The sequence below is a fragment of the Acinetobacter brisouioides genome (assembly GCF_004331075.1).
Lineage (GTDB): Bacteria > Pseudomonadota > Gammaproteobacteria > Pseudomonadales > Moraxellaceae > Acinetobacter.
Genome location: NZ_SJNX01000001.1, coordinates 420,940 through 434,253 on the forward strand (window position 1 = coordinate 420,940; position 13,314 = coordinate 434,253).

Genomic DNA, 13,314 nt, shown 5'->3' on the forward strand with positions numbered 1-13,314 from the left:
CACAATCTTGTGGATTACTGAGCATACCATTTTGAGTAACGAGTCATCGAAATTACAGCGTGGCTTAAAAAACAGACATATCCAACTGATTGCAATGGGTGGTGCAATTGGTACGGGTCTGTTTCTAGGTTCCGCACAAGTCATCCAATCTGCTGGGCCATCGATTATTTTAGGCTATGCAATTGGTGGTTTAATTGCATTTTTAATTATGCGCCAACTTGGGGAAATGATTGTTCATGAACCGACTACAGGTTCTTTCAGTCATTTTGCGTATAAGTATTGGGGAAATTTTCCAGGTTTTTTAACAGGCTGGAATTACTGGATTTTATATATTTTAGTGGCAATGTCAGAATTGACTGCCGTTGCAAAGTATATTAACTACTGGTGGCCCTTTATCCCTGCGTGGGTGTCGGTATTGTTCTTTTTTATTGTCATTACCTTAGTCAACTTAGGCAATGTCAAATTTTATGGTGAATCCGAGTTTTGGCTTGCCATTATTAAAGTTACAGCCGTGATTGCCATGATTATTTTTGGGATTGTATTATTGGTTACAGCTGATCCAAACTCAGGCTCAACCATTACCAATCTATGGACACATGGTGGTTTCTTCCCGAAAGGCTTTGATGGTCTATTTTACATGCTTGCCTTTATTATGTTTGCCTTCGGTGGGATTGAACTGATCGGTATGGCAGCGGCAGAAGCTGAGGAACCAGAAAAAACCATTCCGAAAGCGATTAATCAGGTAGTTTTCCGTGTTCTGATTTTCTATGTCGGCTCACTCACGATTTTATTATCGCTTGTACCTTGGGATAAGCTACAACTCGGTGGTTTAGATAAAAGTCCATTCGTGATGATTTTCAGTCAGTTAGGAATTGGCTGGGCTGCGAGTATTCTGAACTTCATTATTTTAACAGCGGCACTCTCTGTATATAACAGTGGAATGTATGCCAACAGCCGTATGTTATTTGGCTTGGCAGAACAAGGCAATGCGCCAAAAGTGTTCCTGAAAGTCAATAAACAAGGTACGCCAATTCCTGCTGTGTTATTTTCAGCGCTACTGATTTTTGCCTGCGTATTGTTGAACTACTTTGTTCCTGAAGGTGCTTTAGGTCATCTGATGTATATTGTAGTTGGGGCTTTGGTTCTTAACTGGGCAATGATTGCACTGACCCATTTGAACTTTAAAAAGGCAATGATTACCGAAGGAATTAAAACTAAATATCCTTCATTGCTATACCCTATCACCAACTATATTGTTTTAGCTTTTATTGTAGTTGTGCTTTACATCATGTGGATGCAAGGCTTTAAAGAGTCTGTGATCATGATCCCTATTTGGATTGCACTGATGTTTATGCTCTTTAAAATGCTTGCTGCTAAAAAATCTTGAGGAGAATGGGTTAGATATCATTTTATCTAATGAAAATCTGATTTTCTGAGTATTTTTAAAAAGTTATTGCCCCGCAATAACTTTTTTTTTATGAATGTTTGAGGTAGAGTAACGCCTAAGCTGCGGTCTTAGCTTAACTGGATAGAGCAGTTGCCTCCTAAGCGACCGACGTGGGTTCGAGTCCCGCAGACCGCACCATTTTATGGTTTATTTTTAACTTTTTCAGTCTACCCAAGACTTATTTTAAATATAAAATCAAAAACTTAAATAAAATAATCACTATCTATCTCAAGTGTAAATACCCTATTAGAATTTAGATTTTTTCGCGGTATTTTTTACGGTAAGACTACTGACTATAAAAATGCCAAAAATCACTATTCCACTTACAGATACAAAGATTAAGACTATCAAAGCTGATCCTGAAAAAATTCAGAAATTAGCTGATGGTCATGGTCTATTCCTCATTATTTCCAAAACTGGTGAAAAAACTTGGCGGTTTGATTATTCATGTCCTTACAGCAAAAAAGGAATTTTTTAAGAATTTATAGGGAGCGACTACCCGTAATATTGCTTAGGATCATTTACAGATCAGCCAAATAAGCCGCTATTTCATCAACTGTTGCTCTTGCTGTTCTCGACACACCAATTAATGTTGCTGAAGCTGTTCCTACCCATTCACCATAGCCAACCAACCATAAGTTATTCACTTTTAAAGAATGTGTACCTATGACTTTAACTGTGTTATCTGGTTCGACGACGTTCAGGCTTTTTAAATGATTGAGAGATGCTTTAAATCCAGTACACCAAATCACAGCATCAACTTCTTCGCTTGTACCATCCGGCCAAATCACTGCATTTGTTGTAAAAGATACAAAAGGAGCCCGACTCTTCAAAATACCCCTATCCCTTGCCTCTTTAACACTGTCAATCATCACGATGTTACCCAATCCACCAATCGGCTGATCGATGACTCGACCTTCCTGTTGTGCTTTGAGCCGTTCAGTTGCTCTTAAAAAGAGTACACGACCATCGACATCGTCAGGTAAAAATTGTGGTGGATTGGGTGTGACCCAAATTGTTTTTGCAACTTTAGAGACTTCAGCAAGAATTTGTGCACCTGAATTTCCACCACCAACCACAATGACTTTTTTATTTTTAAATGAATCTGCATTGATGTAATGAGCTGAATGCAACTGAATGCCTTGAAATTTTTCATGACCAGCATAATCAGGAATATACGGTTGACTCCATGTCCCCGTTGCGCTGACTACAGATCGAGCTCTCCAATATTTTTCTCCCGCATAAACATCTAAATATGCGCCATTCGATTCAACATGATCCACATGCACTGGACGAATAATTGGGAATTGATAACGTTGTTCATACGCAGCCAAATATTGTATGACTTCATCACGTGTAGGATAGATCTCTGCGGTTTTTGGCATTAGCCAACCAGACAGCGAACTCCATGTATTGGGAGAAAAAAGGCGCAATGATTGCCAAGTACGCTGCCATGCCCCACCAGCCTGATTTTGATCATCTAGAATAACGAATGAAATTTTTTTACGCTTTAAAAAGTAAGCCGTAGAAAGAGCAGCTTGCCCACCCCCAATAATGACCACACCAACCTCAGCCTGTAGTTGAGTCAACGCCTTTCTCCTCTATTGAATTATTCGTTTTATAATTAAAAATTCAACGGTGCAATCATATTCAGGATAGCTTCTAAACAATCTAACCCACCACTAAAAATCAAGCTTAACAACCTGAATTATTAAGCTTGCTCTCTGCATCTACAACAAAAGAAGCTTTTCAGAGATTTAATCGCCTTTACATTTCTAGAGTTTACAAACTCCGCTGATTTACCCGCTTTGAAAGTTCTTCTGCAGATTCTTTACGTTCTGAGTAACGGTCGGTGAAGTAGTTCACTTGTCCACGAGTCAGTAAAGTGAACTTAAACAACTCTTCCATCACATCAACGATACGGTCATAGTAGGACGATGGCTTCATCCTTCCATCCTCTTCAAACTCTAAAAATGCTTTAGGAATTGAGGACTGGTTTGGAATTGTAATCATCCGCATCCAGCGACCAAGAATTCGCATTTGATTTACGCTATTAAATGATTGTGAACCACCACTCACCTGCATCAGCGCCAGCGTTTTTCCTTGGGTTGCTCGAATCGCGCCACCTGCAAGTGGAATCCAGTCAATCTGTGATTTAAAGATCGAACTCATCGCGCCATGGCGTTCTGGTGAACACCACACCATGCCTTCAGACCATGCCAATAACGTATGTAACTCTTTTACTTTTGGATGTTCAGCATCTGTATCTTCAGGTAAAGGGAGTCCTTTAGGGTGAAATATTTTTACTTCAGCACCAAAGTGTTCCAAAATTCGACCTGCCTCAAGTACTGCTAAACGACTGTATGATCGTTCACGATTTGAGCCATACAACAGTAAAATACGCGGTGGGTGATCCAATTCTTTCGCTTGAACCTTTTCCAAAGTTGGTTGTTCAAGCAAATTCATATCTACATTCGGGAGAGTCATCGTGTCTTGTTGCATCAGCATGCTCAAATTAAAGAATTCTTATCGCTATCAAGTTTAAGATATAACTTGAATATGAAGTCTGCCTAACTGCGTAAATTTATTCAATACTGTTCATCAACCATCCATCTCATTCATATGACTTTTAAAATATCTCGTGAACAACTTATCTCAAAATAACTTTATGCAGTGCATTTTCGTTTCTACCAAACTGCATAAAACTCTACACAAAGTCCGCGAGCATACTGAGCCTATCGAAATAAAACTTTAAACATTCAACAGCACTAAATGCAGTATCTGAAAAATATAAGAAAAGCCTCAATCGAGGCTTTTCATTTGAGTATTTTGGGGAAAATAAATAATCCCCACAAGCTCTTTGTATTTAGCGGAAAGATTCAAGCAAGGTTTGCTGAGCATTGTACAATGGCTCGCCTTGTTTTGGCTGTACACGCACCCAAACCCCGTCACCTTGCAACAACCATGCCTGCTGATTATCTTGTAAATAATTGAGCAAACCAAACTGATAAATGCGTTTACGCAGTGCAGAATCTTCGATTGGGAAACAAGCTTCCACACGATTAAACAGGTTGCGGTTCATCCAGTCAGCACTTGAACAGTAAATTCGTGCATTACCCTGATTGGCAAAATAGTAAACTCGCGTATGTTCAAGGAAACGTCCAACAATTGAACGAACCCGAATATTTTCTGACAAACCAGGTAGTCCTGGGCGTAAGCAACAAATTGAACGAATAATCAAGTCAATCTGTACACCTGCTTGTGAAGCTTCATACAGTTTGTTAATGAGCTGAACTTCAGTCAAAGCATTCACTTTAATGATGATTCTTGCTTCTTTACCCGCTTTTGCGGATGCAATTTCATCATCAATACAACTGACAAGATGGCTATGTAAGGTAAATGGCGCATGTAACAGCTTTTTCAGCTTTGCCATTTTCCCCATACCTGTCAATTCTTGGAAAATGCGATGCACATCTTCGCAAAGTTCTTTCTCTGTCGTCAGCAAGCCATAGTCGGTATAAATTCGTGCATTACCCGCATGATAGTTACCTGTACCCAAATGCGCATAACGTACCAATTTATTGTTTTCACGGCGTACGACCAAAATCATTTTGGCGTGGGTTTTATAACCCACAATACCGTACACTACGACCGCGCCTGCTTCTTGCAACACATTAGCAACTTCGATATTGGACTCTTCATCAAAGCGGGCACGCAACTCAATTACCGCAGTAACTTCCTTGCCATTACGAGCGGCTTCTGCCAACACCTGTACAATCTCTGAATTTGCTCCACTACGGTACAAAGTTTGCTTGATCGCCAAGACCTGTGGGTCACGCGCAGCTTCACGCAGAAATGAAATCACTGGCGCAAAAGATTCAAACGGATGGTGCAGTAAAATATCTTGCTTACGCATTGCCGCAAAGATATTTTCAGACTTGGTCAGCACTTTTGGAATCACTGGCGTAAACGCATCATATTTTAAATGCGGGCGTTTGAAATTCGACAACAAGCGTGCCAGATTAACAGGGCCATCCACTTTGTAAAGCTGATCTTCATCCAGCTCAAATTCGTTCAGTAAGTACTCATAAATTTGTTTCGGGCAGTTTTCTGTCACTTCCAGACGTACCGCACGACCAAAACGGCGTGAGCTGAGTTCACCTTTGAGCGCTTTTGCTAAATCATCAACATCTTCATTTAAAGCCAGATCAGCATTTCGCGTGACACGGAACTGATAACATCCCGTTGCAGTCATACCAGGGAATAAATCAGAAACGTGTTCATGAATAATCGCTGACAACATGACATGGTGTTCTTTACCATCGGTCAATTCATCAGGCAAGCGAACTACTCGCGGCAATGAACGTGGCGCAGGGACAACCGCCAGATCAATTTGACGACCAAAGGCGTCTTTACCTTCTAAAGTGACAATAAAGTTTAAGCTTTTATTGACCAAACGCGGAAATGGGTGTGCTGGATCTAAACTAATTGGCGTGAGTACAGGCGCAACCTGTTCTTGAAAATATTTTTTCACCCATGCCGTTTGCGCAGGAGTTAACTCCCCACGGCGCAAGAAGCAAATATCCTCTTCACGTAAGCGCGCTAGGATTTCCTGATTTAAAATACGGTACTGACGTTCAATCGCGATATGCGCAGTTTTTGAAATCTGCTCTAAAACTTGCTTGGGAGTCAAACCATCTGGACTATGGCTTTCATTACCCAAAGTCAGTTGTTCCATGACACCCGCGACACGAATCTCAAAAAATTCATCGAGATTGCGTGAAAAAATGAGTAAAAAATTTAAGCGTTCAAGTAATGGGTGTAATGGATCTACAGCTTGTTCAAGCACCCGTAAATGGAAATCTAAAATCGAGAGTTCACGATTAATATAACGGTCGTTATAAGCATAATCTGCGGCAGTCACATTTTTGGCAACAGGTGCTGGCGTCGGCGCAGGAGATACTTCGGTATTCATATGTCGTTCCATACGTATTTTTCATGTTATTTAAGCAGTATGCTGCATATTTATGACAATTTCATAAAGTTTGAACATAAACTATGCAAATGAATATGTCTATGTTGGAATTTGGCTATATCGAATGTATTTGGCAATAAAACGCTTACGGAATCTAAATTTTTCATCTTCAGGATGTTGCTGATAATAACGTGGGTTCGGCAATAAAGCCGCCAAGAAGATCGCCTGTTCACGCGTCAGATTTTTGCTGCTTTTATGAAAATAATGACGTGATGCCGCTTCGACACCATAAATGTTAGCACCCAGTTCTACCGAGTTCATATAGACTTCAAGGATCCGTTGTTTTGACCACATGCGTTCCATCATCCATGTTGCAATCGCTTCTTGCCCTTTGCGGACGAAAGAACGCTGATTAAATAAAAACAGATTTTTTGCTAACTGCTGTGAAATAGTTGAGCCGCCCGCCACAATTCCATCTGCTTTTTCGTTACGTTGTAAGGCAACCTGCATGCCTTCAAAGTCAAAACCATGATGGTGCAAAAACTTGCCATCTTCCGCGGCCACCACGGCGTGTTTAAACTGATTACTGATTTCATCATAATCGCGCCACTTATGTTGTAGCGTTTCATCAGGATACTGAAATGCATCAATACGCATAAACATGCTGCGGTCTACAGGATGCGTTCGCCACCACAATAAACTGGCAAAGATCCAGAGTTGAACCACCATAAACAAAGTCATTAAAATCAAAAAAATACGCATGAACAATGTTTTCATGATGTGCAACTACTCCCAATCTCACCCGATATGTTAAGCTGAGTTTTTAAAAAATCGACACAGCATACCATGTCTGAGATGCAACAACCTCCGTTTTATCGCAGCAACCTTGATGTTCAACTTTGGTGGGTGACAGCCGCCTTAATCAGTATCAACGTTGGGTTGTATTTATGGCAAATTGCAGTCGGTGTCAATCCAAGTCAGCCGGGCATTGATGCTGCATTGGCTTGGGGAGCAGACTTTGCACCATTGACCTTTTTGTCTGAGCCAGCGCGATTATTTACCAGCATGTTTTTTCATTTTGGTTTTCTGCATTTGGCACTCAACATGTGGGCGCTGTATATTTTTGGCAGCCTTGCCGAGCAGATTTTCGGACGTTTTTATTTTCTAGGTATGTATATCTGCTGTGGTTTAGCAGGTAGCTTGCTGAGTAGTTGGCTAAATATTCACCATAGTTACTTGTACTTAGAAACCGCCAATACTGCCTTGCTACCAAGCGTCAATGCAGGTGCATCGGGCGCAATTATGGGCTTGGGCAGTGCCCTGACTGTCTTGTCATTATTTCCTAACCTGCCCAATGTGCCTTTTGTACTGGTGAAACGTAGTTTATTGCTCATTATGGGCATTAACCTAACCTTGGGTATGCTGATTCCCAACATTAACAATGCCGCACATTTAGGCGGTGCAATCATGGGCGTCGTGCAAAGCCTGATCTGGTATCGCTGTACGGTTCACGGGCGCAATACCCTTGGCAGTTTGCTCGGACTGAGTGTCGGGGTGATGCTGCTAATTGCCAGTTATCTCTATTGTCAGCATCTTGTCCAAGCAGGCTTGCTGCCCTTATGGCACCTAATCCTGAAACGGTTTGATATGCCTGCCTAGCTTTGCTCGCGCAGGCTTTTTAACGGGCTAATCAGCGTCAAATAAATTAGGCGGTAACGCCCAACCAATGCACACAAGATCGCCATACCGACAGGTAAACTCAGCCATAAACCAATGTGAAGTTGCAGACTTAACTGCAACTTAGAACTGGCAATGGCACTGATGACCTCGGCAAACAAACAGGCAACCAGACCCGATAGTAGCCCCATCATGGCAAATTCACGCGTCAGCATATTTTTGATTTGTGCCTGAGAACTACCAAAAGCGCGCATTAGTGCAACTTCTTTCTTGCGTTCATCCATAAGTAAATTCAGACACGCCAGCAACACCAAAATCCCAGAAACCGCCACCAAAATCGCCAGTAGCGTAACAATTTGCACCATGACATTGAGCAAATGTTTGATTTGCTCCAGAATCATGCCGACATCAATAAAGACTGTCGTACTATGCTGCTGAATTAACTGTAATAACTTGGCTTTGTCTCGATCTGGCACATAAAAACTGGCAAGGTAGCTGCCTGCATTTTCATCCAAAGTTTTCGGTACAAAAATAAAGAAAAAATTCGGACTGAAACTTTGCCAGTCAACCTGACGTAAATTCACCACTTTGGCATGCAGTTCACCTTCGGGCAATGCAAAAGTTAAGCGATCACCGACCCGAATGCCCAAACTTTCTGCTGTCTTTTCTTCTACGGAAACTTCACCAGCTTTTTGCAATTGCACTGTGCCTTGCGTAATAACATTATCGGCAGGATAGCTTGCAGACTGCGTCAGATTAAGCTCACGGCGTAAACTGTTATTTTGTTCAATTTGCTGTGGGGTAAATGCCTGATCATTATGGGCAATCAAGCGACCACGCACATTGGGATACAATGGAGTATTGCCCCAGCCATAGCGTTGCAGTTGTTGTTCAAAACTCGGCTTGTCCATGGGTGGCAAACCATAAATAAACTGGTTTGGCGTATTTGCGGGAAGCTGCTGCTGCCAACGCGATAACAAGTCTGTACGCAGTACCATCAACACCGAAATCAGACTTACCCCTAGTGCCAACGCTGTCATTTGCAACGCTGTTTGCGATGGCACACGCACATACATCGCCCAGTTGCTCTGACTGCGTTTAATCGCACGCAAAACCAGCCATAACATGCCATACATCAACAACCCTACGCCACAAACACTGAGCAGTACGAGCAAGGTCAGTTGAATCGCATGTGTCAACAACACACTAAATAAAATAAGGCTGGTTAGACCTGTAAAAAATGTCCAGACATAAACTCGCCCAAAAGCCGGAACTTGGCGAATCACTCGAATTGGCGGTGTCCGCAAGAGCTGATAAATATTGGGGAAAATAAACCCAAGTAAGACGATGGCACTGGTCAGGAAACCAATCGGCAAAGGTTGTAAAATACTGCTGAGCACTTCAATTTTCATCTGAAGACTCGGCACAAATTGCAGCATCAATTGTAACAACCCGATCCCCAATAATCCGCCTAAAATCCCCCCGATGCCTGAAGCAATCAGCATGACGATCAACAGCAAAATCATGATCGCACCGATAATCTGGCGCTGGCTTGCACCTAGGCAACGCAGTAATGCAATCTGATCCTGCGTTTGTTGCACATAACGGCGACTCGACAAGGCAATCGCCACGCCACACAGTAAAATCGTCAGCAAATTGGTGAGTTGTAGGAAAGTATCCAAATTTTCTAGCGGCTTGAGTAAACGGGTATTACCTTGTTTTGCCGTGCGTAATTGCAGATTATTATCGGCATTGGCAGGATCACGCTGTGAGTCACTGGCATGCGGATTTTTTAAGTTAAACCAGTGCTGATAATCCTGTACTGCCTGAGGCTGACCTGCCAGCAACAAGCGGTATTCAATCCGGCTGCCCGCCTGAATGGCATGCGTGCGTGCCACATCTTGCTGATTGATCATTACTGTTGGAGAGAAACCCGAAAAGCCTGTTTCCTGATTGCTATCTTGCTCAATCAATCCTGTAAATTTAAATTCAGCATCGGCAATAAACACCGCATCGCCCAGTTTGACGTGCAACAAGTCTTGGGCACGCTGACTCAACCAGACCTCTCCCGCCTGAATTTGTCGCGTAGCAGGGCGAATTTTTAAATTGCCTCGCAACGGAAATGCTTGATCAATTGCCTTGACCGTGACCATCACAAACTGATCTTGTGTATGTGCCATACTGCTAAAGACCGTCACCTGCGCTTGTTGCAACTGCTGTTGTCTTGCCTGCTGGGCATATTCGGCAGCAATCGGCTTGGTATCCGTGATCGCCATATCCCCACCCAGCAATTGCGCTGCCTGCAATAAAATTGCTTGCTGAATTTGTCCGTTACTGAACTTCAAGGCAGTTGTGGCACAAATCGCCAGACTGAGCGCTACAATCAACAGCCACACGCCCTGACTACGAAAACTCTGCTGCAATAAGGGTTTAATCAAATGATTCATCGTTACCCCTGTTGTTCACAAAGCTGCCCATCGTGCAAAATAAAATGCCGCTGACATTGCGATGCCAAATTCATGTCATGCGTCACCAATACCAGCGTGACCCCCATGTCCTGATTGAGGCGAAATAACAGCTGCTCTACTTCTTGTGCTGTTTGTTCATCTAAGTTTCCAGTCGGTTCATCGGCAAAGATAATTTTCGGTTCTGCCACCAGTGCCCGTGCAATTGCAACTCGCTGCTGCTCCCCACCCGACAGCACTTGCGGCGTTTGATCAATCTGACGTTGCAAACCCACCTGTTGCAGCAGTTTTTTAGCTTTAGCAACCGCACTGGCATAATGAAAATTGGGTTGTAACCGTAAGGGTAACAGCACATTTTCCAGTGCTGACAAATGGCTTAGTAACTGAAAAGACTGAAAAACAAATCCTGTATATTGCAAACGCAATTTTGCCCGCTGTTCTTCATTTAGCTCATGTACAGGTTGCTCACATAACCAAAGTTGCCCCGAACTGGCTTGATCCAGCGTTGCCAACAAACCCAATAAAGTTGATTTGCCTGAACCCGAACGCCCCGTAATCGCGACCTGCTCTCCTGCAAAAATTTCAAGCTGAATATCTTGTAAGATTTGCAGGGTTTTGTTTTGAAATTGAATTTGCTGGCTTAAATGCTGGGCGCGAAGAATCGGTTGTGGCATGATGCGAAACATCCATAAAAAATCATAGGACAAGCCAAATGCAAAACCATAAACACGCGGTCTATGTTTCTATGCTTGCATTCATTGGCATGGGCATATTGGGTATACATACAGCAACAGCAAAAACTGTGATGGTCTATGGTGATAGTATTAGTGCTGGTTATGGTTTGAATCCCGAACAGGGCTGGGTTCATTTATTACAAAAACGTCTTGAACAACAGTATCCGAAAAAACACAACGTGGTCAATGCCAGTGTCAGTGGTGAAACCACTTCAGGCGGGTTGGCACGTTTTCCTTTAGCCTTAAAAACTCATCATCCCGATGTTGTGGTTTTGGAGCTGGGTGGCAATGATGGTTTACGTGGACAACCGCCACAAATGTTGCAGCAGAATTTGGCAAAAATGATTCAACTGAGCCAGCAAACTCATGCCGAAGTGATTGTGCTGGGTATGAAGATTCCACCCAACTATGGCACAGCATACAGTAAAGCCTTTGAACAAAGTTATCGTACGGTGAGTCAACAATACAAAGTTCAACTATTGCCATTTTTCATGCAAGGCATTGCAGGCAATAATCAACTCATGCAAAAAGATCTGGTTCACCCTAATGCTAAAGCACAGGGTATATTGCTGAACAATGTCTATCCACTGATTCAATCTGCTCTTAAATAAAAAATACAGATTGCCATGAATGTTCCATAGATTTTCTCTCATACATTCATTTGATTTCTGTTGCACTTCATTGAAATAAATTTCAATGTTACTCAGAGAGAACCGCGGCGAGTAAAAATGATGAACGAAGCCGTTGGTTTAAATAACGGAATCATTTTGGCTCAATCAAACAATCTAAAACATGCTACATAGTCTTGGAAATGCCGAGTTCTGAAACAGCGTAATTTGTCGAGCTATCGCAATATAAAACAACAATCCAGTTTGCCATCACATAGATGGTTTAAAATGCGATCACTCAATTTTAAATATCGTGGTGCAACAGTATTTTCATAAAATATTTCATAAGGTTTTTCGTGTGATACTGAATTCAATGATCCGCGATATTAACTATGATCTTCATAAGCAACTTTAGAAGGCTTCTTTTTCCGACTCCACTTCATTTCACTTAAAATCACTCCAAAAACCACACACAATCCACCCAGTAATGCCATTGCCCCCAGACGCTCACCTGCCAAGCGCCCAAAAACACCCGCCCAAACAGGTTCACCTGCATAAATAATCGCAGCTTGTGAAGGGTCAACAGAACGTTGTGCCCAGTTCATGGTTAACTGAATCAGTGCACTCGCAAACCCTAATCCAGTGACCGTGAAGAATAAAGTCCAGCTAAAATGTGGAATGCTCATTTCCCCAACCATTGGCATACTGACAAATGCACAAAGTGAAGCAATCAATAACTGAATAACCGTGACGCATTGCGTATTGACCCGTCCTGCAAAGTAACCGATCAGAATGATTTCCATGGCAATCGCAATCGCACCAAATAAAGTAATCATTTGCCCCGCATTCAGCTGAATGTGTGAAAAATTATTATTCCCAGTCAATAAAATTAAGCCAATAAATGCAAAAGCTGCTGCACACCACATCATCGGTTTGGGTACTTTTTTAAAGATCAACAACTGTAAAATGGGTACCATCGGGACATAAAGCGCGGTTAAAAAGGCAGACTCACTACTCGAAATCGTTTGTAGACCAATGGTTTGCGCACCATAGCCAATCGCAATCATGATCCCAATGCATACTCCTGCGATAACATCATAGCGCGATATGCTAGCCAACACTTTCCAAGACAATACAGTCATAATGCCCGCCGCTGCTGCAAAACGGCAACCCACAAAAAACATCGGCGAACTGGCACTCAATGTATGCTGGACGATGAGAAATGTACTGCCCCAAATCAAGGTGATCAAGATTAAGGAAAGCTGCGGCGCATAAGTATGCAAAAAAGTTTTAGGCATGATTTTGAGCGAATTGTGCAATATACTGCACATCATATAATCATTAAGTTTTGTGCGCAATATATTGCACAAATATGCTAATCTTCCCCACGATTAATTCGCAGCTTTAT

General features: G+C 42.3%; 10 protein-coding genes, 1 tRNA gene and 1 pseudogene. 5 read left to right on the forward strand and 7 right to left on the reverse strand.

Annotated elements, in window-relative coordinates; translation table 11 throughout:
• Positions 1–31 precede the first annotated feature (31 nt).
• The 3 genes and pseudogenes from E0H77_RS01980 to E0H77_RS01990 form a co-directional block, all read left to right on the forward strand.
• Positions 32–1,387 (forward strand): amino acid permease, encoded by a 1,356-nt coding sequence (locus tag E0H77_RS01980; protein WP_131374592.1) that lies wholly within the window; start codon positions 32–34, stop codon positions 1,385–1,387.
• A gap of 122 nt (positions 1,388–1,509) precedes the next feature.
• Positions 1,510–1,585 (forward strand) — tRNA-Arg (locus tag E0H77_RS01985).
• 163 nt (positions 1,586–1,748) lie between these two features.
• Positions 1,749–1,913: pseudogene (locus E0H77_RS01990) on the forward strand (Arm DNA-binding domain-containing protein); the annotation flags it as partial.
• A gap of 55 nt (positions 1,914–1,968) precedes the next feature.
• Here E0H77_RS01990 and E0H77_RS01995 read toward each other — a convergent pair.
• The 4 genes from E0H77_RS01995 to mtgA all read right to left on the reverse strand — a co-directional run bounded on the left by E0H77_RS01995 (position 1,969) and on the right by mtgA (position 7,199).
• Entirely contained in the window at positions 1,969–3,036 is a 1,068-nt protein-coding gene (locus E0H77_RS01995; RefSeq protein WP_131374594.1) for an ArsO family NAD(P)H-dependent flavin-containing monooxygenase, read from the reverse strand.
• A 193-nt stretch (positions 3,037–3,229) separates the two neighbouring features.
• Complete coding sequence (gene arsH / locus E0H77_RS02000) at positions 3,230–3,934, reverse strand: arsenical resistance protein ArsH (protein ID WP_131374817.1); 705 nt, start codon at positions 3,932–3,934, stop codon at positions 3,230–3,232.
• Between the two features lie 379 nt (positions 3,935–4,313).
• Positions 4,314–6,422, reverse strand: coding sequence for a polyphosphate kinase 1 (gene ppk1 / locus E0H77_RS02005; protein ID WP_131374596.1), 2,109 nt, complete (start codon positions 6,420–6,422; stop codon positions 4,314–4,316).
• Between the two features lie 99 nt (positions 6,423–6,521).
• Positions 6,522–7,199 (reverse strand): monofunctional biosynthetic peptidoglycan transglycosylase, encoded by a 678-nt coding sequence (gene mtgA / locus E0H77_RS02010; protein ID WP_004899794.1) that lies wholly within the window; start codon positions 7,197–7,199, stop codon positions 6,522–6,524.
• A gap of 69 nt (positions 7,200–7,268) precedes the next feature.
• On the opposite strand from mtgA, the gene E0H77_RS02015 reads away from it, so the two are divergent.
• Positions 7,269–8,081 carry a rhomboid family intramembrane serine protease gene (locus E0H77_RS02015; protein WP_131374597.1) on the forward strand — a complete coding sequence of 271 codons (813 nt, stop codon included), beginning with the start codon at positions 7,269–7,271 and terminating at the stop codon, positions 8,079–8,081.
• Here E0H77_RS02015 and E0H77_RS02020 read toward each other — a convergent pair.
• Positions 8,078–10,546 carry an ABC transporter permease gene (locus E0H77_RS02020; RefSeq protein WP_131374599.1) on the reverse strand — a complete coding sequence of 823 codons (2,469 nt, stop codon included), beginning with the start codon at positions 10,544–10,546 and terminating at the stop codon, positions 8,078–8,080. The genes E0H77_RS02015 and E0H77_RS02020 overlap by 4 nt on opposite strands.
• A 2-nt stretch (positions 10,547–10,548) precedes the next feature.
• Positions 10,549–11,238, reverse strand: coding sequence for an ABC transporter ATP-binding protein (locus E0H77_RS02025; RefSeq protein ID WP_131374601.1), 690 nt, complete (start codon positions 11,236–11,238; stop codon positions 10,549–10,551).
• A gap of 71 nt (positions 11,239–11,309) precedes the next feature.
• On the opposite strand from E0H77_RS02025, the gene E0H77_RS02030 reads away from it, so the two are divergent.
• Entirely contained in the window at positions 11,310–11,909 is a 600-nt protein-coding gene (locus tag E0H77_RS02030; protein WP_228258283.1) for an arylesterase, read from the forward strand.
• A gap of 383 nt (positions 11,910–12,292) precedes the next feature.
• Here E0H77_RS02030 and E0H77_RS02035 read toward each other — a convergent pair whose 3' ends face one another.
• Positions 12,293–13,204 (reverse strand): DMT family transporter, encoded by a 912-nt coding sequence (locus tag E0H77_RS02035; RefSeq protein WP_131374606.1) that lies wholly within the window; start codon positions 13,202–13,204, stop codon positions 12,293–12,295.
• Between the last annotated feature and the right edge of the window lie 110 nt (positions 13,205–13,314).

Coding starts and splice junctions, on each gene's coding strand:
- arsH (WP_131374817.1), bottom strand. CDS start 3,934: ATGACTCTCCCGAATGTAGATATGAATTTGCTTGAACAACCAACTTTG.
- ppk1 (WP_131374596.1), bottom strand. CDS start 6,422: ATGAATACCGAAGTATCTCCTGCGCCGACGCCAGCACCTGTTGCCAAA.
- mtgA (WP_004899794.1), bottom strand. CDS start 7,199: ATGAAAACATTGTTCATGCGTATTTTTTTGATTTTAATGACTTTGTTT.
- E0H77_RS02015 (WP_131374597.1), top strand. CDS start 7,269: ATGTCTGAGATGCAACAACCTCCGTTTTATCGCAGCAACCTTGATGTT.
- E0H77_RS02020 (WP_131374599.1), bottom strand. CDS start 10,546: ATGAATCATTTGATTAAACCCTTATTGCAGCAGAGTTTTCGTAGTCAG.
- E0H77_RS02025 (WP_131374601.1), bottom strand. CDS start 11,238: ATGCCACAACCGATTCTTCGCGCCCAGCATTTAAGCCAGCAAATTCAA.
- E0H77_RS02030 (WP_228258283.1), top strand. CDS start 11,310: ATGCTTGCATTCATTGGCATGGGCATATTGGGTATACATACAGCAACA.
- E0H77_RS02035 (WP_131374606.1), bottom strand. CDS start 13,204: ATGCCTAAAACTTTTTTGCATACTTATGCGCCGCAGCTTTCCTTAATC.